18 protein-coding genes and 1 pseudogene are annotated in these 19,828 nt (G+C 72.8%); 12 read left to right on the top strand and 7 right to left on the bottom strand.

The genetic code is table 11. The annotated features are described in order from the left end of the window. Positions 1–279: 279 nt before the first annotated feature. The gene (locus P3T34_RS30580) at positions 280–852 is read right to left on the bottom strand and encodes a CGNR zinc finger domain-containing protein (RefSeq protein ID WP_280669267.1); all 573 of its coding nucleotides are present in this window, start codon (positions 850–852) and stop codon (positions 280–282) included. A 136-nt stretch (positions 853–988) separates the two neighbouring features. Between P3T34_RS30580 and P3T34_RS30575 the strand changes: the two genes are divergently transcribed. Both P3T34_RS30575 and P3T34_RS30570 read left to right on the top strand, forming a co-directional pair. Continuing rightward, on the top strand, positions 989–1,462 hold the full coding sequence (locus P3T34_RS30575; protein ID WP_280669266.1) for a VOC family protein: 474 nt from the start codon (positions 989–991) through the stop codon (positions 1,460–1,462). Between the two features lie 95 nt (positions 1,463–1,557). Next, positions 1,558–2,520 carry a pyridoxamine 5'-phosphate oxidase family protein gene (locus P3T34_RS30570; RefSeq protein WP_280669265.1) on the top strand — a complete coding sequence of 321 codons (963 nt, stop codon included), beginning with the start codon at positions 1,558–1,560 and terminating at the stop codon, positions 2,518–2,520. A gap of 32 nt (positions 2,521–2,552) precedes the next feature. Here the strand turns inward: P3T34_RS30570 and P3T34_RS30565 are convergent, their stop codons facing one another. From P3T34_RS30565 to P3T34_RS30555, 3 genes are all read right to left on the bottom strand, one after another. Further along, a complete protein-coding gene (locus P3T34_RS30565) occupies positions 2,553–3,014 on the bottom strand; it encodes a nuclear transport factor 2 family protein (protein WP_280669264.1) in 462 nt (153 codons plus the stop codon). A gap of 84 nt (positions 3,015–3,098) precedes the next feature. Then, positions 3,099–4,598 carry a glutamate synthase subunit beta gene (locus tag P3T34_RS30560; protein ID WP_280669263.1) on the bottom strand — a complete coding sequence of 500 codons (1,500 nt, stop codon included), beginning with the start codon at positions 4,596–4,598 and terminating at the stop codon, positions 3,099–3,101. A gap of 110 nt (positions 4,599–4,708) precedes the next feature. Further along, positions 4,709–5,572 carry an SAM-dependent methyltransferase gene (locus P3T34_RS30555; RefSeq protein WP_280669262.1) on the bottom strand — a complete coding sequence of 288 codons (864 nt, stop codon included), beginning with the start codon at positions 5,570–5,572 and terminating at the stop codon, positions 4,709–4,711. A 201-nt stretch (positions 5,573–5,773) separates the two neighbouring features. On the opposite strand from P3T34_RS30555, the gene P3T34_RS30550 reads away from it, so the two are divergent. Then, the gene (locus P3T34_RS30550) at positions 5,774–7,375 is read left to right on the top strand and encodes a carboxyl transferase domain-containing protein (RefSeq protein WP_280669261.1); all 1,602 of its coding nucleotides are present in this window, start codon (positions 5,774–5,776) and stop codon (positions 7,373–7,375) included. A gap of 160 nt (positions 7,376–7,535) precedes the next feature. Beyond that, entirely contained in the window at positions 7,536–8,357 is an 822-nt protein-coding gene (locus P3T34_RS30545) for an amidase domain-containing protein (RefSeq protein WP_280669260.1), read from the top strand. 146 nt (positions 8,358–8,503) lie between these two features. Here P3T34_RS30545 and P3T34_RS30540 read toward each other — a convergent pair whose 3' ends face one another. Next, complete coding sequence (locus tag P3T34_RS30540; protein ID WP_280669259.1) at positions 8,504–9,538, bottom strand: XRE family transcriptional regulator; 1,035 nt, start codon at positions 9,536–9,538, stop codon at positions 8,504–8,506. A 365-nt stretch (positions 9,539–9,903) separates the two neighbouring features. On the opposite strand from P3T34_RS30540, the gene P3T34_RS30535 reads away from it, so the two are divergent. The 5 genes from P3T34_RS30535 (at position 9,904) to P3T34_RS30515 (ending at position 13,165) form a co-directional block, all read left to right on the top strand. Next, positions 9,904–10,437, top strand: a complete 534-nt coding sequence (locus tag P3T34_RS30535; RefSeq protein WP_280669258.1) for a DUF4328 domain-containing protein — start codon at positions 9,904–9,906, stop codon at positions 10,435–10,437. A 165-nt stretch (positions 10,438–10,602) separates the two neighbouring features. Continuing rightward, positions 10,603–11,583, top strand: coding sequence for an SPFH domain-containing protein (locus P3T34_RS30530; RefSeq protein ID WP_280669257.1), 981 nt, complete (start codon positions 10,603–10,605; stop codon positions 11,581–11,583). Positions 11,584–11,603: 20 nt separating this feature from the next. Then, complete coding sequence (locus P3T34_RS30525) at positions 11,604–11,918, top strand: hypothetical protein (RefSeq protein ID WP_280669256.1); 315 nt, start codon at positions 11,604–11,606, stop codon at positions 11,916–11,918. Positions 11,919–11,928: 10 nt separating this feature from the next. After that, positions 11,929–12,576, top strand: a complete 648-nt coding sequence (locus P3T34_RS30520; RefSeq protein ID WP_280669255.1) for a GPP34 family phosphoprotein — start codon at positions 11,929–11,931, stop codon at positions 12,574–12,576. Positions 12,577–12,670: 94 nt separating this feature from the next. Further along, positions 12,671–13,165, top strand: a complete 495-nt coding sequence (locus tag P3T34_RS30515; RefSeq protein ID WP_280669254.1) for a GNAT family N-acetyltransferase — start codon at positions 12,671–12,673, stop codon at positions 13,163–13,165. Here the strand turns inward: P3T34_RS30515 and P3T34_RS30510 are convergent. Further along, positions 13,162–13,818: pseudogene (locus P3T34_RS30510) on the bottom strand (SDR family oxidoreductase); the annotation flags it as partial. The gene P3T34_RS30515 and the pseudogene P3T34_RS30510 overlap by 4 nt on opposite strands. Positions 13,819–13,884: 66 nt before the next feature. After that, entirely contained in the window at positions 13,885–14,298 is a 414-nt protein-coding gene (locus tag P3T34_RS30505; RefSeq protein WP_280669253.1) for a hypothetical protein, read from the bottom strand. Positions 14,299–14,541: 243 nt separating this feature from the next. Here P3T34_RS30505 and P3T34_RS30500 point away from each other — a divergent pair, with 243 nt between their 5' ends. The 3 genes from P3T34_RS30500 (at position 14,542) to P3T34_RS30490 (ending at position 19,727) form a co-directional block, all read left to right on the top strand. Continuing rightward, positions 14,542–17,343, top strand: a complete 2,802-nt coding sequence (locus P3T34_RS30500) for a BTAD domain-containing putative transcriptional regulator (RefSeq protein ID WP_280669252.1) — start codon at positions 14,542–14,544, stop codon at positions 17,341–17,343. A 240-nt stretch (positions 17,344–17,583) separates the two neighbouring features. After that, on the top strand, positions 17,584–19,128 hold the full coding sequence (locus P3T34_RS30495) for an MFS transporter (RefSeq protein ID WP_280669251.1): 1,545 nt from the start codon (positions 17,584–17,586) through the stop codon (positions 19,126–19,128). After that, positions 19,125–19,727: a helix-turn-helix domain-containing protein gene (locus P3T34_RS30490; RefSeq protein ID WP_280669250.1), complete on the top strand. Its 603-nt coding sequence runs from the start codon at positions 19,125–19,127 to the stop codon at positions 19,725–19,727. Before P3T34_RS30495 ends, P3T34_RS30490 begins: the two co-directional genes overlap by 4 nt. The last annotated feature ends 101 nt before the right edge of the window (positions 19,728–19,828 follow it).

Genomic DNA, 19,828 nt, shown 5'->3' with positions numbered 1-19,828 from the left:
CATCGAAGGGTTCCGGCAGCTCCAAGGACCGGTCGAGTCGGCGACACCGCCCCAACTGCTCCCTGTGCTCACGGTATCGACGCCCCAGACGCATCCCGCACTCTCCTCCCCATGGCCGACCCCAGGTCGGCATCCTCGCTCCGCCGACTCGGGCGGCCCGTTAGGGACTACCGCAGAACCGTAGCCGCGAAGCCTCCCACCCGCCGCCGACCCGGCGGCCGGGCGACCCCCGAATCGGGGGCTTGACTCCCCCGTATCAATGCCTCAGCTCCCGTGCGCTCAGCCCGACTTGGTCTTGGCGTAGTGGCGCGAGGCCTTGGCGCGGTTGCCGCAGGAGGCCATCGAGCACCAGCGCCGGGTGCCGTTCTTCGAGGTGTCGTAGAAGTGCAGCACGCAGTCGGGGTGCGCGCAGCTGCGGATCCGGTCGGGGGATTCCGCCAGCAGGCGCAGGTAGTCGTCGGCGGCGATCCAGGCCGGCAGCCAGTCGGCGGCGTCCGCCTCGGCCCGGTGCTGCGGCCCGTCCGGCCCCAGCGTCCGGCTGATCCAGCCGTGCGCGAGCACCTCGTTGAGGGCCAGCACGGCCTGCGGCTCGCCGGGCACGTCCGCCAGCCGGGCGATCGCCTCGCGGGCGGCCAGCAGCGCGTCCAGCGTGGCGCGATCCGCGACGGCCCGGTCGGCGAGCCCGTTCCAGGCCAGCCAGCGGGCCAGGCCGGCGACGGAGTCCAGCAGGTCCTGGGGGGTGCCGCCACCGTTCCAGCGGGTGTTGAGCAGGTCCAGCGAGAGCGGCTCGCCCGGCAGTGGGCGCGGGTCAAGTGGGCGCGGGTCGGTCGGCGGTGCGTCGTACTGGGACATCGGGCCCTCCTGCGGTCGGATGGATCATTCTAACCGGCATCCGACCTCAAAGCGGTTGACCCCACCCGAACCTAACCCCCATACTTCAGAAGAACGGTTAAGCGAGCCGGCCCGGACACCACCACGGAGGCATCTGATGACCCACCCCACCGACCCCACCGGCCCCACGTCCCTGCGGACCGGGCACATCGGTCTCAACATCACCGACCTCGACCGGTCGCTCGGCTTCTACCAGCAGGTGTTCGGCTTCGAGGTGCTGGGCAAGGGCGAGGACCCCGAGCGGCGCTGGGCCTTCCTCGGCCGCGGCGGGCAGCTGATGGTCACGCTCTGGCAGCAGAGCGCGGGCAGCTTTGCCACCGCCGCCCCGGGGCTGCACCACCTCGCGTTCCAGGTGGACAGCGTCGAGGAGGTCAAGGCCGTGGAGCAGGTGCTGGTGAGCATCTCCGCCACCTTCCAGTACGACGGCGTGGTGCCGCACAGCGAGGGCGCGAGCTCCGGCGGGATCTTCTTCACCGACCCGGACGGCATCCGCCTGGAGGTCTCCACCCCGGCCGCCACCGACGCCGGCCCGGCCCCCAGCGGCACCGCCCCCACCTGCGGCTTCTTCTAGGGCCCGTGCGGGCGACAGCCCGCAGCCCAGGCATCCCATCGGCCCCGGAATCCCATCGGGCCCAGGAATCCCATCAAGGCAACCGGAGGCACCCCGTGACCGATCCCTACCACCGCGGCGAGCACGAGGTGCAGCGCCGGGCCGGCCGGCTGCCGCGCTCGGGGCCGTCCGCACGGGTCGGCGGCGGCCCGCGGATTCCCGAGATCGCGGCCGCCTTCCTGGCCGCCCAACCAATGCTGGTCCTCGGCGCGGCCGACGCCGAGGACCGGCTCTGGGCCACCCTGCTGACCGGCACCCCGGGCTTCCTGCACGCCGACGGGCCTGCGGCGGTACGGATCGCGGCTCGTCCGCTGCCCGGCGATCCGCTGCACGCGGCGTTCGCGCTTGCGCTCGCGTCTGCCGAGCCCACCGAGGTCGGCATGATCGCCATCGAACCGGCCAGCCGGCGCCGGATGCGGATGAACGGCCGGGCCACCGCCACGGGCACGGACGCCGGCACCGGCACCGGCACCGGCGCCGGCGAGCGTGGTCTGCGGGTCGCGCTGGACCAGATCTACTCCAACTGCCCCAAGTACATCCAGAAGCGCGGCTACCGGTTCAGCCAGGCGCACCCGCTCCCCGCCACCAACGGCAGCGAACTCACCACCGCCCAGCAGGAGTTGATCCGCTCAGCAGACACCTTCTTCATCGCCACCGCCGACTCCGAGGGGCACACCGACGCCTCGCATCGCGGCGGCCTCCCCGGCTTCGTCGCGGTGCCCGCGCCCGACCGGCTGGTCTGGCCCGACTACCCCGGCAACGCGATGTTCAACACGCTGGGCAACCTCGCCGTCCACCCGGCCGCCGGACTGCTCTTCGTCGACTGGCGGACCGGCACCACCCTCCAGCTGACCGGCACCGCCCGCACCGACTGGGACGAGCAGCGCGCAGCCGCCGTGCCGGGCGCCGAGCGGCTGGTGGAGTTCACCGTCACCGCCGTCGTGGAGACCCCGGGGGCCAGCCCGCTGCGCTGGGACGAGCCCGAGTTTTCCCGCTTCAACCCGCCCGCCGCCGCCTGACCTCGGCCGGTGCCCCGCTCACCGCTCACCGCTCAGCCGAGGCGCTCGGTGTCTCCGCCGAAGGGCAGCATGGTGCGCCGGCTCGCCAGCAGCCAGCTGCCGTCGATCCGGTGGAAGGTGTCCTCGTAGTGGCCCACATTCGCGGGCAGCCGGGGAGCCACCATGCCGCCGGTGTACCCGTCGACGCGGTAGGTCGCGAAGTAGCTGGTGGCGTGGGCCCGGGTCGCGGAGTCCACGGTGACCAGGACGTTGGTGCACATCCGGCGGGAGAGCCGGTCGGCGGGCCGCGAGCCGAAGTAGGCGCGCAGTGCTTCGCGCCCCTGCACCCGGCGGTCGCCGTGCGGCCACTCCCACACTCCGTCCGGAGTGAACAGCTCCGCCACCGTGCCGGGCTCCCCGAGGTCGAGTCGGCGGACGAACTCGACGATCAGGCGCTCGCAGGCGCGCTCGGCGAGCAGCTGCTCCAGCGGGTCAAAGGGCGATTCGATGATCATCTGCTCTTCTTACCAGCCGAACGAGCGTCCTGCGGAGGTATTTTCCGGTCGGGGCGGTCGGAACGGTCTGAGCGGTCGGAACGCTCAGAGGACGAGCGGCCGGTCGCTGGCGGTGATCGGGGCGGGCAGCGCGGTGGAGCCGGTGAGGTAGCGGTCGACGGCTGCGGCCGCCGCCCGGCCCTCCGCGATCGCCCAGACGATCAGCGACTGGCCCCGGCCCGCGTCGCCCGCCACGAAGACGCCGGGACGACGGGTCGCGAAGTCCCGTCCACGGGCGAGGTTTCCGGCCGCGTCCAGCTCCAGGCCGAGCCGGTCGACCAGCGCACTGCCGTGCTCCGGCCCGGCGAAGCCCAGCGCGAGCAGCACCAGTTCCGCCCGGATCACCCACTCGGTGCCGGCCCGAGGCTGCCGTGCGCGCGGCTCGACCTCCACGCAGTGCAGCGCCCGGACGTCGCCGTGCTCGTCGCCCTCGAAGCGCAGCGTCGCCGCAGAGAAGACCCGCCGGTCGTCAGCATCAGCAGGGGCAGGGGCGCCGGAGGCGAACGGCTGGGCCGCGGCCTCCTCGTGCGAGGCGGTGAGCCGATAGACCTTGGGGTGCACGGGCCACGGCTGATCGTCCGCCCGCGCCTCGTCCGGGCGCGGGTTGATGTCCAGCTGCGTGACGCAGGACGCGTGCTGGCGCAGCACCGTCCCCAGGCAGTCGGCGGCGGTGTCGCCGCCGCCGACGATCACCACATGCCGGCCCTCTGCACTGATCGGGGAGCGCTCGAAGTCGCCCTCCTGCACCCGGTTCGCCAGCGGCAGGTACTCCATCGCCTGGTGGATGCCGCGCAGTTCGCGGCCCGGCACCGGCAGCTCGCGCCAGGCGGTCGCCCCGACGGCGAGCACCACGGCGTCGTACGGTGCGAGCAGCTCCTCGGCCGCCGGGTCGTCGCCGACCTCCGTGCCGGGGCAGAACCGCGTGCCCTCCGCCCGCAGCTGCTCGATCCGCCGGTCCAGGTGGCGCTTCTCCAGCCGGAAGGCGGGGATCCCGTAGCGCAGCAGGCCGCCGATCCGGTCGGCCCGCTCGTACACGGTGGTGGCGTGCCCGGCCCGGGTGAGCTGCTGCGCGGCGGCCAGTCCGGCCGGGCCGGAGCCGACCACGGCGACGCTGTACCCGGAGAGGCGGGCGGGTGGCCTGGGCGTCTCCAGGCCGAGCTGCCAGGCCTGGTCGGCGATGGCGGCCTCGACGTTCTTGATCGTCACCGGGTCGCCGTCGATGGCCAGCACGCAGGCGCTCTCGCAGGGCGCCGGGCAGAGCCGGCCGGTGAACTCGGGGAAGTTGTTGGTCGCATGCAGATGCGCGCTGGCGTTGGCCCACTCCTCGCGGGCGGCCAGGAAGTTCCAGTCGGGGATCAGGTTCCCCAGCGGGCAGGCCTGGTGGCAGAACGGGATGCCGCAGTCCATGCAGCGGCCGGCCTGCTCGCTGATGATCGGCAGCAGACGGCGGTCGGCGTTGACCTCGTTCCAGTCCCGGACCCGCTCCTGCGGAGAGCGGCGCTCGCGCAGCCGACGCGGAGTGCTGAGGAATTTCGGATCGGCCATCGGCCGCCTCCGTCAGCCGGACGGTAGTTCCCACCACCCTACGTCCGTCCCCGCGCCGCCGCCCAGGTCAGGCGACACGCGGCAGGCACGGGCATCGGGCGTCACCAGCCTCAGGGTTTGACGGCGACGCCCGCGTAGCCGGAGACGTGGTGCCAGTCCGCAGGCAGCTGCGACTGCTCGGCACGCCACAGCGGCAACTGCACCAGACCGGGTTCGACCAGGTCGAAGCCGGTGAAGAAGTCCGCGATCTGCGCCCGGTCGCGCAGCACCAGCGGCGCGCTCGCCTTGCTGTAGATGCCGGTGCTGGCCCGGACGGTGGCCGGCTCCATGAAGTCCTGGCTGCCGTGCGAGAGGATCAGCAGGCTGCCCGGCGCCAGCGCGTCGCGCAGCTGGGACACCACCCGCGTCGCCTCCTCGTCCTGGATGAAGTGCAGCACCGCGACCAGCATCAGGGCCACCGGCTGCGCCAGGTCGATGGCAGCGAGTAGCCCCGGGTCGGCGAGGATCGTGGCCGGGTCGCGCAGGTCGGCCTGGATCACCGTGGTGTGCCCGGCGGGGTGGTTGGCCAGCAGAGCGCGCGCGTGGGTGAGCACGATCGGGTCGTTGTCGACATAGACGACGCGGGCGTCCGGAGCGACCCGGTGCGCGACCTCGCTGGTGCTGCCGACCGCCGGGATGCCGGTGCCGATGTCCAGGAACTGCCGGACGCCGCGCTCGGCGGCGAAAGTGACCGCGCGGCCGAGGAACTGACGGTTGAGTCTGGCCCCCAGGCGGGCGAACGGCACCGCTGCGATGATCTTCTCGGCGGCCTCGCGATCGGCCGGGAAGTTGTCCTTGCCGCCGAGGTAGTAGTCGTACATCCGCGCGGGGTGGGCTATGTCGGTGTCGAGCTCGGCCGGCGGCTCCCAGTCGTCGGTGTTGGCCCACAGCCAATCGTCCTGGACCACGCCGTCCCGCACTGTGTCGTCGTGCACTGTCGTCCGCCCCCACGTCTCTGATGCCGCGTCACTGCACGGCGATGCTAGCCGACGCCTCCGGTTTGTGACGGACTGATGCCAAAGCCTGCCCGATCGGCCCCGGCTCCGCCCGTCCGATTCCCGCAAGAGTCGACGGAACGTCAGGGGTGATCAGGAACACGCTGCCTGCGGGCCTCCCCCTACGCGAGACTGGCCGACGTGGACGAATCGATCTCACCCGCCGCCGCCACCTCCGACGCCGAGCCGCGTACCGCGCCGCCCGCCGACCCGCGCCCGGCGGCGCTGCGCTTCGCCGAACTGGTGCTCGACCAGGGCTCCTTCACCAGTTGGGACACCCCGCCCCGGCACCCGCGCAGCGGCCCGTACGCCGATGCGCTGGCCCGGGCCCGGGCCCGCAGCGGAGCCGACGAAGCCGCACTCACCGGCGAGGGCACCATCGCGGGGCGACGGGTCGCGGTGCTGCTCAGCGAGTTCACCTTCCTGGCCGGCTCGATCGGCAACGCCACCGCCACCCGGCTGCTCGGCGCGATCGAGCGGGCCACCGCCGAGCGGCTCCCGCTGCTCGCCTTCCCCGCCTCCGGCGGCACCCGGATGCAGGAGGGCACGCCCGCCTTCGTCCGGATGGTCGCCATCGCCAACGCCGTCACCGCGCACAAGGCCGCCGGACTCCCCTACCTGGTGCACCTGCGCCACCCCACCACCGGTGGCGTACTGGCGTCCTGGGGCTCGCTCGGCCAGCTGACCACCGCCGAGCCCGGCGCACTGGTGGGCTTCCTCGGCCCGCGGGTCTACGAGGCGCTGTACGGCGAGCCGTTCCCCGAGGGCGTGCAGCGCGCCGAGCACCTGCGGCTGCACGGAACGGTGGACGCCGTGCTGCCCCCGGACCGGCTGCACCGACGGCTGGCCGACATCCTGGACGTCCTGGACGCCCGCCCGGGCGGGGTGCTGCCACCGGCCGCAGACCCGACGAACACCCCCGCGAACACCGCCGCGAACACCCCGGCGGAGCAGGACATCTGGCAGTCCGTCCAGCTCACCCGGCAGCCCGGGCGCCCCGGACTGGTCGAGCTGCTGGCGGAGGCCGACACCGTCGTCCCGCTGTCCGGCACGGGCGCCGGCGAGCGCGACGACGCGCTGCGACTCTCGCTCGCCCGCTTCGGCGCGGTCGACGGAGCGGGCGGGATCGGCTGTGTGGTCGTCGGGCACGACCGGGCGGCCGCCGCGCTGCACGGACCGATCGGCCCGGCCGGCCTGCGCACCGCACGCCGGGGCATGCGACTGGCCGCCGAGCTGGGCCTGCCGCTGCTGACCGTCATCGACACCCATGGCGCCGAGCTCAGCGTGCACGCCGAGGAACGCGCGCTGGCCGGCGAAATCGCCCGCTGCCTGGCGGAGTTGAGCACGCTGGACGCTCCCGTCGTCAGCCTGCTGCTCGGCGAGGGCACCGGCGGCGCCGCACTCGCCCTGCTGCCGGCCGACCGTACGGTCGCCACCGAGCACGCCTGGCTCTCGCCGCTGCCGCCCGAGGGCGCCTCGGTGATCCTGCACCGCACCCCCGACCGCGCCCCCGAACTGGCCGTGCAGCAGCGGATCGGCGCCGCCGAGCTGCATCGCGAGGGGGTGGTGGACCGGGTCCTGCCGGAGCCGGTGCCGGGCTCCGAGGATCCGGACGGCTTCGTCCGACGGATCGTCAGCGCGCTGAGCGAGGAGCTGGCCACCGCGGCGGCGGGCGACTACCCCGCAGCGCGGCTGGAGCGCTTCCGCCGGCTCGCACTGGAGCAGACGGAGCAGACGGAGTAGGCGCAGCAGGCGGAGTAGGCGAAGTGGCCACTCATCAGGGCGTCACAATATGATCAAGGTCTGAACCATTGACACGTTCAGGATCGTTTCATCTGATGCGAACTACTGTTCTCACGCATCATCACTTGTCGCTCTGCCGCTAAACCCAGGAGTCATGACCATGCGTCGCGCCCTTCTCAAGCGCCTTGCCGCCACCGGCCTCGCCGCCGGCCTGCTCGTCGGCGGCACCGCGGGCCTCGCCTCGCCCGCCTTCGCCGATGACACCACTCCGGTCACCACCCCGGTCGCCGGCCCCGCGGCCTCCGACCCGTTCAGCGACGCGCTGCGCGCCGTCGAGGTGCAGTACGCGGACAGCCACTGGGCGTGGACCGCCTGGAACGACAGCACCCCTGTCGCGTTCGGTGCCGACCAGGACAACTTCCAGTGCGCCGAGTTCGTCGCACGGGCGCTCGCCGCCGCGGGCCTGGTCCCCGGCCTGGGCCCGGACGACCCGCAGGACGCCTACTTCAACTACGCGGCGCCCAACGGCAAGACCTACGACCTGCTGCTGATCAGCGACCTGCCGCAGTACCACAACCTGTACGACTACCTGATGGACAGCGGCCTCGGCACCGACGTGGGCGACCACCCGGAGCTGGCCCGCCCCGGCGACGTCGTCGTCACCTACGCCGGCCCGGGCGTGACCAAGAGCCACACCGGTCTGGTCGCCACGGCCGCCACGGCCACCAGCGAGCCCCTGGTCGACGCCCACAACCGCGCCCGCCTGGACTACGGCTACCACTTCTACGCCCCGTCCCACCTGGTCCAGATCAACCCGCTGGGCCTGCTGAAGCTCTTCCTCCCCGCGAACACGCCCGACGAGTTCATGGTCAAGCCCGCCGCGCCCAGCGCCTCGCCGACCACCACCCCGGGCGCCACCTCGAAGCTGCGCGTGCTCACCCCGAGCACCGGCTACCAGGACCCGGCCGGCCCGCAGGTCTGATCCCACCCGGGTCAGGAGCCCAGGTCCGCAGCTCAGGACCCGGGCCCCTGACCCGGCCTGAGGGATAACGCGTGGACGTCCCGCACGCGGAAGGCGCTCACCGTGCTGCTCGTGGTGAGCGCCTTCCGCGTGTCATGAGTCACGAGTCAGGCTGGGACGGCCCCGGTCCGCTGCGCGAACGCCCTCAACCCGGGCAGCGCGACGGGCCCGTACAGCAGGTCCGCAGTCAACGCCCGCAGCGCCGGCCGGCGGACCTCCTCCGGCGCGGCCTGCTCCACGGAGCGCAGCGCCCCGAACGTCCGGCGGTGATCGCCGAGCTGGTGCCACATCCTGGCCGCATCCGTGCCGGCCCTGGCCTGCCGCTCCGCCGACGGCCACGACACCCCGGACAAGCGCTTGGCATACGGGACGCCCTCGTCCGGGGTGCCGAGCGCGTTGTGGATGCCGATCCAGTAAAGATCCACCTGCGCCGTCGTCGCGTCGACGGTGAACAGCCTCCGCGACCGGACGACCGGGATCGTGCGGACCGTCTCCTCGGCACCGGCCATCAGGTCGAGGGCCTCGCCACGCTGGGCGTTGCACGCGGCCGTGTACGCCGCGGTCATCAGCAGCGTCGCGGCGACAGCCCGCTGCTCGGCCGGCTGACCCGAGCCGAGCTGGGCGGCGGTGCGGCGCAGCAGGTCCACCGCGGCACCGGTGCGGCCGGCCCGCCTCATCGTGATCGCCAGTACGCGGGCGGCCTCGCCGAGCACCACCGGGTCACCTGATGCCCGTGCCGCGGTCAGAGCCCGGTCGGCGGTCGCCCACGCCACCTCGGCGTGCTGCTTCACCGCGAGCTCGGTGGCGAGAACGTACCCGCGGGCGACCGCGGCGTGCGCCTCCTCCCTGGCCCGGCCGGACGAGGCGTCACGAGTGGCCTCCGCCGCACCCAGCAGGGCGGGCAGCTGCCGGCCCAGGGAGTCGTAGCGGGCGGCGCCGAAGTCCCGGTGCGCTGCCGCCAGGCCGGTGGCGAGCCGCGGCAGAGTGACGGGGGCCGCAGCTGCAGGTTCGAAGAGCGCCTGTTCCAGGCCGGCCGCAGGGTCGACGGCTGGGGCGTTGCGGGGCGCCGCAACGGCAGGTGTACCGGCCGCGATGGCGATGCCGATGCCCGCCGCGCCGGCGAAGAGTTCTCTGCGGAGCACCGCATCCTCCTGAGGGTGGTGGGCCGATCGATCCACCGTAGCGGCCCCGTGTGGGCCATGGTCGGTAGCAGCGACAGTGAGCCCCAACTGGCCGAGCGGGATGCTGAGCTGCGTGGCGATCAGTGCCACCGTCTGCCAGCTCGGCTGCAGCACCCCCGACTCGGCCTGAGGGATAACGCATGGACGTCCCGCGAAGATCGCCCCTATATTGCAGGCGATATCTGCGCGTGACCCGCACCGCAGCTGTGCTTGGGGGCCCCGCAGTGAACTCTCCATCGATCGACGCCGCGCCGACGACGCCTCGCGCCCTAGTACACCGCGGACTGATCACAGATCCGCGGCGACTGGGCATCACCACCAGTGCGTTGATCATCGCTCAGATCGCCCTGGTGTTCTGGGGAGGAATAGCCCGCGGAGACCGCCCCGAGCCGGCCGGGCAGTTCGTGACCCTCCAGAGTCTTCTGTCCACGGCCACCATCGTGGTCTTCGTCATCTGGTTCCGTCGCTGCCGACTCAATGCGCAGGCATACGCCCCCGGCGCGCACAAGTACACCTCCGGCTACGCGGTCGGCGGCTGGTTCATCCCGGTGGCGATGTGGTGGATCCCGCGCCGGATCACGGTGGACGTCTGGCGGGCCAGCGGCCTCGCCGGCACCTGGCCGGTCAACGTGTGGTGGGTCGCGTGGCTCGCCAAGTGGGCTGCGGTCGTCGCCACTCCCTACCTGTCGGTGGACTGGACCGCGTTCTCGCCCCTCATACAGGTGACCAACCTGGTCGCCGCCGTACTGGCCGTCCTGATGATCCAGCGGCTCAGCGCGGCCCAGGCCGAGAAGTACCGCGCGGACAAGGACCATGCCGCCCAGGCCTTCCGGAGACGATCCCCGTTCGACGCAGCCTGATCCGACCACCCCAACCGCCCGACCGGCCCGCCAGCCGGTCGGGCGTTTTCATTGTGCCGGCGGGGTTTCGGGGGGCCGAAAAAGTGATATCACTATGCTAGATTCGCGCCAGCGAGGACGAAGGCTGAGACCGGAGTCCAGGACCCGATGAGAGGAGTCGGCCCGATGGCCGCTCACGACAGCAACGCTCCCGCCTCTCCCAGCTCCCCCGTGCCCCCCGTCGACGGGTTCGCCGTTGAGATGCCCGCGCCCAAGGTCACCGAGCGGGTGATCACCGGTGCTCCCGGGCTGCCGATACTCGGCCTGGTGCTGCTCTGCCTGCTGGGCGGCGCGGCGATGACGATCACCGGCATCGGCCTCCTGAACGGCAGCGGCGGCAGCGCCGCCGGGGTCACGCTGGCCTGCGTCGGCCCGGTGATCGCCGTCTTCGGCATGATCGTCTCCCGCGGGCTCACCGCCATCGCGCCCGGTCAGGCGCGGGTGGTGCAGCTGCTCGGGCGCTACCGGGGCACGATCCGCGCGGACGGCCTGACCTGGGTCAACCCGTTCACCACCCGACGCCGGATCTCCACCCGGATCCGCAACCACGAGACCGAGACCGCGAAGGTCAACGACGCCGACGGCAACCCGATCCAGATGGCCGCCGTCGTCGTCTGGCACGTCGAGGACACCGCGAAGGCGCTCTTCGAGGTGGACGACTTCGTCGAGTTCGTCGCCATCCAGACCGAGACCGCCGTGCGGCACATCGCCAACAGCTACCCGTACGACGCCCACACCGAGGGGCAGATGTCGCTGCGGGACAGCGCCGAGGAGATCACCCGGACGCTCTCCGCGGAGATCGGCGCGCGGGTCGCCTCGGCGGGCGTACGGGTGGTCGAGTCGCGGATCACGCGGCTGGCCTACGCGCCGGAGGTCGCCCAGGTGATGCTCCAGCGCCAGCAGGCCGGCGCCGTGGTCGCGGCCCGTCGGCTGATCGTCGAGGGCGCGGTCGGCATGGTCGAGCTCGCCCTGGACCGCCTGGCCGAGCAGAACGTGGTCGAGTTGGACGAGGAGCGCAAGGCCGCCATGGTGAGCAACCTGCTGGTGGTCCTCTGCGGCGATCGGGGCACCCAGCCCGTGGTCAACACCGGTTCGCTCTACCAGTAGCCACTAGGAGGAACAGCCCGGTGGCAACCGAGCGGAAGAAAATCCTGCTGCGCCTCGACCCCGCCGTCCACGATGCGCTCGCCCGCTGGGCCGGAACCGAGTTGCGCAGCACCAACGCGCAGATCGAGTTCCTGCTCCGCCGCGCGCTCACGGACGCCGGCCGGATGCCGGGCGGGGCCGCCGGCCTCCCCCGACGCGGCCGGCCCCCCAAGGCCGCCCCCAACACAAGCACCACCCCAGAGCCAGAGCCGGAGCCAGGGCCAGAGCCGGAGCCGGAGCCAGAGCCGGCGACCGAGCCCGACTCCGAGCCCGAGCCCGACTCCGACGAGCTGTGAGGAGACACCGATGGACCTGCCCGACACGCTCCCCGGCAAGCTGTACCTGCTCGCGCTCAACCCGGAGAAGGGCCGCCCGGTCGGCCGAGCGGACCTTGGCCTGCTGCTACGCGCGGCCGCCCTGACCGACCTGCTTCAACGCGGCCTGCTGCTGGACGTCCCGGGCACGGGCGGACCCAGCGTCGACGGTCGCGCGCCGCAGGAGCTGAGCCCCGTCCTCACCGAGTTGCTGGGACGGATCTCCGAGAGCAAGCCGCGCTCCTGGGGCTGGTGGATCAGACTGCGCGACCGCCCGGCCGGTACCGCCCGGCCCGCCCGTGCCGTCCGCGACGAGCTGGCGGCAGCCGGCTGGATCCGACTGGAGGAGCACCGACTGCTGGGCCTCTTCCCGTCCACCCGGATCAGCGAACGGGACCCGCGGGTGCGCAAGGCGCTGCTCGCGATCGTCTCCACCACCCTGCGCGGCCGGCTCTCCCAGGTCGAGCAGGCCGACGCGGCGCTGGTCGCTCTGGCCGGCGCCGCGCAGCTGCGGACCGTCCTGACCTGGCGTCAGCGCCGCGAGTACCGCGAGCGGCTGGCCGAGTTGACCGCCCGCTCCGGCCCCATCCCGCGCGCGCTGCGCGCAGCCATCCGCGAGCGCAACACGGTGTCGTCCTGACGCGGCGCCGGGGACGCGGCGTCGTGACGCGGCGCCCGGGACGCGGGACAATCCGGCTGCGCGCCGACCGTCGCGCATGGTAGTCATGGCGACCATGGATGATCTTGTGACAACCCGGCTGCTGCTGCACCCGATGAGCATCACCGAGGCGGAGCACGTGGTGGCGGGCGTGCCGGGCGACAGCGACCGGTGGGCCGACGGCTACCCGTCCGCGGGGGTGCTGGCCGGGGCCCGGGGGTTCTTGAGCACCTGCGCCGCCGCCGGCGGTGACCCCCGACCGTTCGGCGCCTACCAGCTGCTCCGCCGCGAGGACGGCCTGGCGATCGGCGGCCTGGGCTTCCACGGCGCCCCGGACGAGGACGGCTGTGTCGCGATCGGCTACGGCCTGATCCCGTCCGCGCACGGCCAGGGCTACGCCTCCGAGGCCGTCCGCGCCCTGCTGGCACTCGCCCGCGCGCACGACATCACCGCCGTCACCGGCAACACCACGCACGACAACGTCCCGTCGCAGCGCGTGATGACCGCCGTCGGCATGCAACTCGTCGAGGACGACGGGCGGTTGAAGCACTACCGGATCAGCATGCGCTAACGCCCCAGCACCGCACCGCCGTTGAGGCCGATGACCTGGCCGGTGAGGTAGCCGGCGGCGGGTGAGGCGATGTAGTCGACGGCGGCGGCCACATCCTCGCCCGTACCGGCGCGGCCGACCAGGGTGTCGGCGATCTTGCCCGCGTGGAACTCCGGGGTCCACTGCTCGCCGAAGATCTCGGTGTCGGCGACGTATCCGGGCGCGAGGACGTTCACCGTGATGCCTTCGGGCCCCAGTTGGCGCGCCAGGCCGAAGGCCCACCCGTGCAGCGCCGCCTTCGCGGCGGCATACGAGCCGGCCGAGTGCGGCCCCGCGCCGCCGCGCTGGGCGGCGGCCGAGCTGATCATGATCAACCGGCCGCCGGGCCTGCGCAGTTGGCCGAGCAGGGCGGTGGTGAGCAGGACGGCCGTCAGCAGGTTGGTGTCCAGGTCCCGCCGCCAGGCCTCGGCCAGACCGGACAGGCTGTCGTCCACCGGTGCACTGATCACCGCGCCCGCGTTGTTCACCAGGACGTCCACCGGGCCCAGTTCGGCGATCGCAGCCGCGGCGGCGGTGACCTGGTGCGGGTCGGTGAGATCGGCCTGGACCGGGACGATCCTGGCCGCGCCGACCGCGCGGTCGATCTCCGCCCTGGCCTGCTCCAGCACCTCCGGGCGCCGCCCGGCCGAGCACGACGCCCGGTCAGCACTCCGGGATCTGGTGGGTGCAGAAGAGCGAGGTCAGCTGCAGGAATGCCACGGCGTCGTCTCGTCGGTGATGACGTTCCCCGACGGGTCCTCCTCGTACACGAACTCCCTGATGCACTTCCCGACGCCGTTGACGCTCGACGGTCCGGCGTACCAGCTGAAGTTCCCCTGGTTGTAGTTGCCCCAGGTTCCGGCGTTGGTCATGATCTGGATCGCGGTGCTCGTCGGAGTGCCCGCGTAGGTGGACTTCACGAACACCGAGCAGTTGTTGGTGCCGTCGAAGTAGTCGTACACCGTGCCGTTCGCGACGGAGTGTGACCACGACGGACTGCCGGCGCAGCCGTACCCACCGGCGTGGGCAGCCGGCCCGGTGGCCACGGTCATCCCCAGTGCGGCCAGACCGGCCACCGACAGGGTCGCTATCGACTTGCGGATGTGCATGGACATTGCCTCTCTGCAGGGGGCGGGATGGGAACGAGATCCCTCCCGATCTCAGGTGCGCCCCGGCCTGGGTCCCCGATCCCAGGCCGGGGCGCAGGGCGAGTCTGGCCGAAGTCGCGTAGCAGTTCGCTAGCAGACTGGTAGCATCCGGCTGTTCCGGAGCGGGGGCGGTACCGGCACCAGGGGGCTGGCGTGGAGTTCGGGGTGCTGGGTCCGCTACGGGTGTCGGACTCGAGCGGCGAGATAACCGTGGGCGGCGCACGTCTGCGGGCGCTGCTCGGCTTGCTGCTGATGCGCGCCGGACGGACCGTGACGCGTGATCAGCTCGCCGAGGCGGTGTGGGACAGTCGTCTCTCGTCCCGGAGCCCGGCGGCCCTGCCCAGCTATGTGATGCGCCTGCGGCGCGCCCTGGGCCGGGAGGCGGGTAGCCGCGTGGTGACCAGGAGCGGCGGGTACGCCGTCGAGCTGCGCGACGGCGAGCTGGACCTGGTCACCTTCCAGGACTCGTGCGAGCGGGCGCAGACGCTCCGGGAGCTCGGCGACCTGGGTGCCGCGGAGCGAGTCCTGGGTGAGGCGCTGGGGCTGTGGCGCGGGGAGCCCGTGGCCGACGTGCCGGACAGCGCCGTGCTTCGCCGCGAGGTCGAGGCGTTGGAGAGCGCACGGATGCGGGCCCGGCACCAGCACATCGACCTGCGGCTGCGGCTGGGGCAACATGCCGACCTGCTGGGCGAGTTGGGTGCACGCGTCGAGACCCAGCCGTTCGACGAGCGGATGCGAGCCCAGCTGATGCTCGCGCTGCACCGCAGCGGGCGGCGCGCCGACGCGCTGGAGGTCTTTCAGACCGGTCGGCGCATGCTGGTGGAGCAGCTGGCGATCGAACCCTGCTCGGAGCTCCAGGAGTTGCACCGGGCGGTGCTGGCCGATGATCCTTCGCTGTTGCTGCCGGGCCACCCGGGAGCGACTGCGGTCCCCACCGCGCCGGGAGCGACTGCGGTCCCTGCCACGCCAGGGGCGGCTGCGGTCCTCGCCGCGCCGGTGGCTCGGCCCGGGTTGGCCCGCCCGGCGCAACTGCCCGCCGACCTGGCGGATTTCACCGGCCGCTCAGCGCTGGTGGCACGCCTGGAGGAGCTGCTCCACAGCACGGCCGACCACCGCCACGACGGACCGCTCGTGCTCACGGCACTCGACGGAGCCGGCGGTATCGGCAAGACAGCCTTGGCAGTTCACGTCGCCCACCGCGTGCGCTCGCGGTTTCCCGACGGCCAGCTCCAGGCCGATCTGCACGGTGCCGGCGCGCCGCCGGCGGATCCGAGCGACCTGCTCGGCCGGTTCCTGCGCGGCCTGGGGGTCGCCCAGGATGACATCCCGCCGGACTTCGAGGAGCGTGCCGCGCTCTACCGCAGCACCTTGGCGGAACGACGCGTGCTGATCCTGCTCGACAACGTCAAGGACGCCGCCCAGGTACGCCCGTTGCTCCCGGGCTCGGGCTCCTGCGCGGTGCTGATCACCAGCCGCAGCGCCCTGCCCGGGCTGGACGGAGTGCGGCGACTGACCGTCGACGTGCTGGACGACCGCGAGGCGTTGGAGCTGTTCACGCGCATCGTCGGCAGTGCGGCGGCCGCGGCGTTCCCCGAGGCCGTCGCATCGGTGCTCAGGAGCTGCGCCGGACTGCCGCTGGCCATCCGCATCGCCGCCAGCCGCCTGGCGTGCCAACCCGGCTGGACCGTGCAGACCCTGGCCGACGAACTCCGGGACGAGAGCAGGCTGCTGGACGCGCTCCAGGTCGAGGACCGTGCCGTCCGCTCCAGTTTCGCGCTCGGAATCAGCGGCCTGTCGCGAGGTGATGCCGAGGCCTTCGGACTGCTCGGGCTGTGGAACGGCCCGGACATCACTCCCCCCGCGGCCGCGGCACTGCTGGACGTCGAGACCCGCGGCGCCCAGCGCACCCTCGATCTCCTCGCCCGGCTCCACCTCCTGGAGGCCGGCCGGCCGCACCGGTACGCGTTCCACGACCTGGTCCGGGTGTTCGCCCGGGAACGGGCCGCCGCGGACGTGCCGGCCGAGGGACGCGAGGCGGCCCTGGACCGGCTGCTCGCCTGGTACCTCAACAGTGCGGACGCCGCGGCCCGGGTGATGACCCCGCAGCGCCGCCACGCGGTATCCGACCAGGTCCAACCCGGCCGGCAGCGCCTTGAGTTCGACTCGTACGACGCGGCGCAGAACTGGCTCGACGCCGAACACCGCAACCTCATGGCGGCGCTCGGCACCGCCACCACGACCGGACGCCACGACGCCGCGATGCGGCTGCCCACCGCACTGTGGGAACTGTTCAACCACCGGGGCCACTGGGACGACTGGATCGCCGCCTGCACCCTGGGCCTGACCGCGGCGACGCTCGTCGGCGACGACCGCTCCAGGGCGAGCCTGCTGATCGATCTCGGCTCGGCACAGCTGCGGGCCGGGCGGCTGGCCGAAGCGGTCGGCTCGTACCGGAGCGCCATCCCGATGCGACATGCCCAGGGCGACACGCGCGGTGAGGCGGCCGCACGCTACAACCTCGGAAACGCCTACTTCGAGCTGCAACGCCTGGATGAGGCAAGGGAGATGCTGGAGGCGGCACTGGCGCTCCACCGATCGATCGGCAACCGGTTCGGCGAGGGCGCGACGCTCAGCGGGCTGGGACAGGTCGCCCTGGCACTCGGCGACCCCGACCGCGGTCTGACGCTCCACACCGAGTCGATGGCGGTCTACCAGGAGCTCGGGGACCGCTACAACACGGCGATCGCCTACGAGCAGCTCACCCTGCTGCTCTACAGCGCCGGACGGCCGGCGGAGGCCGTCACCGCGGCACGCCAGGGCATCGAGGCCAACCACGAGGTCGGGCACCCGCACCTGGAGGGAAGGTGCTGGGAGTACCTGGGCATGGCCCTGGCCGCGCGCGGCGACCGCGAGGAGGCGGTGTCCGCGTTCCACCGGGCCCGGTCACTGCTGGCCGACTCGGACCCGGGCGCCGAGGCACGGATCACCAGGCTGCTGGCACTGGAAGCGTGATCCGCAGCTGCGGTCCTGCCGTGATCAGGCGCCGCCCGCAGCCCACTTGGCGAGCCACGCGAAACACCGCTGGGCGGCGTCGACGTGGGCTCGCAGCCTGCCGTCTCGGGTAACTGGAGACTCAAGCGGTCCCCCACGTTCAGCGACCCCGGCTATAGGAGACACGGACAAGCCATGTCATCATCTGAAGACATCAGGCGATGACAAAGTCGCAGCAAAGCGACCGAGGGGCGGAAAACCGTGGACAGCGACAGCAGCGACACCGGGATAGGACGACGCACGCCACGGGAACGGGCCCTGGTGCCCGTACTGGTCTTCCTCGGCATGGTGGTCGCCGTGATCAGCAGCCTGGGCGCGCCACTGGTGCCGACCATCGCCGTCAGCGACCACGTCTCGCTCTCCGACGCACAGTGGTCGCTGACCATCACCCTGCTGGTCGGCGCGGTCGCCACCCCCACCATGGGCCGGCTCGGCGACGGACCCCGGCGGCGGCAGGTGATCATCGGCGCGGCGGCCGTCGTCCTGCTCGGCAGCGTGCTGGCCGCGCTCCCGCTCGGCTTCGGCTTTCTGGTGCTCGGCCGCGGCCTGCAGGGCGTCGGGCTCGGCCTGACGCCGCTGGCCATCGCCACCGCCCGCGACTCCCTGCCCACCGAGCGGGCCCGCCCCGCCGTCGCGCTGCTGTCGATCACCACGGTGGCCGGCGTCGGCCTCGGCTACCCGCTCACCGGGCTGATCGCGCAGTCCTTCGGCGTGCACGCCGGCTTCTGGTTCGGCGCCGCGATCAGCGCGCTGGCCCTGGCCGCCGTCGCCCTGGTGCTGCCCAGCACCGGCGGACGGGCCAAGCACCCGCTGGACGTGCTCGGCGCGGTCCTGCTCGGCGCGGCGATAGCCGGGCTGCTGCTGGTCCTGAGCGAGGGCGACAGCTGGGGCTGGGGCTCGCCGCGGCTGCTCGCGCTGGCCGCCGCCGCGATCGCCCTCGCCGTCTGGTGGACCCTGCACGAGCTGCGCACCGTCCACCCCCTGGTGGACCTGCGGCTGGCCCGCCACCCGGTGGTGCTGACCGCCGACGTGACCGGCCTGATCGCGGGCATCGGCATGTATCTGCTGATGTCGCTGGTGACCCGCTTCGTGCAGACCCCGGCCACCGCCGGGTACGGCTTCGGGGCGTCCATCGTGGTCACCGGGCTGGTCCTGCTGCCCTTCTCGGTCGCCAGTGTGCTCTCCAGCAAGGTCGTGCCGGTACTGGCCCGGCGCACCTCCTCGTCGGTGGTGCTGCCGGTGGGCTGCGCGGTCTCGCTGCTGTCGATGCTGGCCTTCGCGTTCGCCCGGCACAGCCTGTGGGAGCTGTTCGCCACCATGGCGATCGCCGGGCTCGGGGTCGGCTGCACGTTCGCGGTGATGCCCGGGCTGATCGTCAGCTCCGTCCCGGCGCACGAGACCGGCAGCGCCATCAGCTTCAACCAGGTGCTGCGCTACGTCGGTTACTCCACCGGCAGCGCGCTGAGTGCGGCGATGCTGCAGGCGCACACCCCGGCCGGGCAGCTGCTGCCCACCGGCTCCGGCTACCAGAGCGCCGCACTGCTCGGGTGCGCGGTGTGGGTGGTGACGGGCGCGGTTACGATCGTCCTGCTGCGGCGCGGAGCCTCGGCGGCGGGCGCCGGACAGGTGGTCGCGGGTGTGGAGCCGGACGAGGAGCTGCTGATGGATGAGAGCATCGCCGACGCGGCGACCGCCGAGGAGATCCCGTCGGCCGCAGGCCCCCGGGCTGACCTGGGCGCCCGTTGAGCGCCGAGAACGTACGGGCCGACAACGTACGGGCCGACGGCCCGCCCGCCCGGCGCCGCGACGCCGCCCGCAGCCGCGAACTGCTGCTGGAGGCGGCCGGCGAACTCTTCGGCGAACGCGGCTTCGACCGCACCACCACCCGGGAGATCGGCGAGCGCGCCGGAGTGGACCCGGCGCTGATCGCCCGCTACTACGGCGGCAAGACGCAGCTCTACATCGCCGTGATGCGCGCCGAACAGGGCGACACCACCCCCGCCGACCTGCTCGCCCCCGAGCGGCTGCGCGAACTGCTCGCCCGGATCAGCCGGCGCGGCGCCGGCCCGGTCTTCCGGGCCGCCGCGCTCCCGCACGACGACCCCGCCGTCCAGGACGCCGCCCGCGCCCAGCTGCACGACCGACTGGTCACCCCGCTGCGCGAGCACTTCACCCGCGAGGGCCTGGACCGCCCGCAGCTGCGGGCCGAGGTGGCGGTCGCCGCGTTCGTCGGCGTGGTGCTGGCCCGCAGCGGCGGCGCGTTCGACGAGCTCGCCGCCGCCGAGCCGGACGAACTGTTCGAACTCGTCCGCGACCTCCTGGACGGCACCCTGCCACGCGGCTAGGCGAGGAGCCGCAGGTCAGCGTAGAGCAGCCGCTCGGCGACGGCCCAGGGCTGAGCGGCGTCCGGGGCCGGGTGGGCTGCTGAATTTCCGGGAGCGCGGTG

The sequence above is a fragment of the Kitasatospora sp. MAP12-44 genome, from assembly GCF_029892095.1.
GTDB lineage: Bacteria > Actinomycetota > Actinomycetes > Streptomycetales > Streptomycetaceae > Kitasatospora.
Note: the sequence above shows the minus strand (reverse complement) of the source record. Positions and strands in the feature narration are given on the sequence as shown.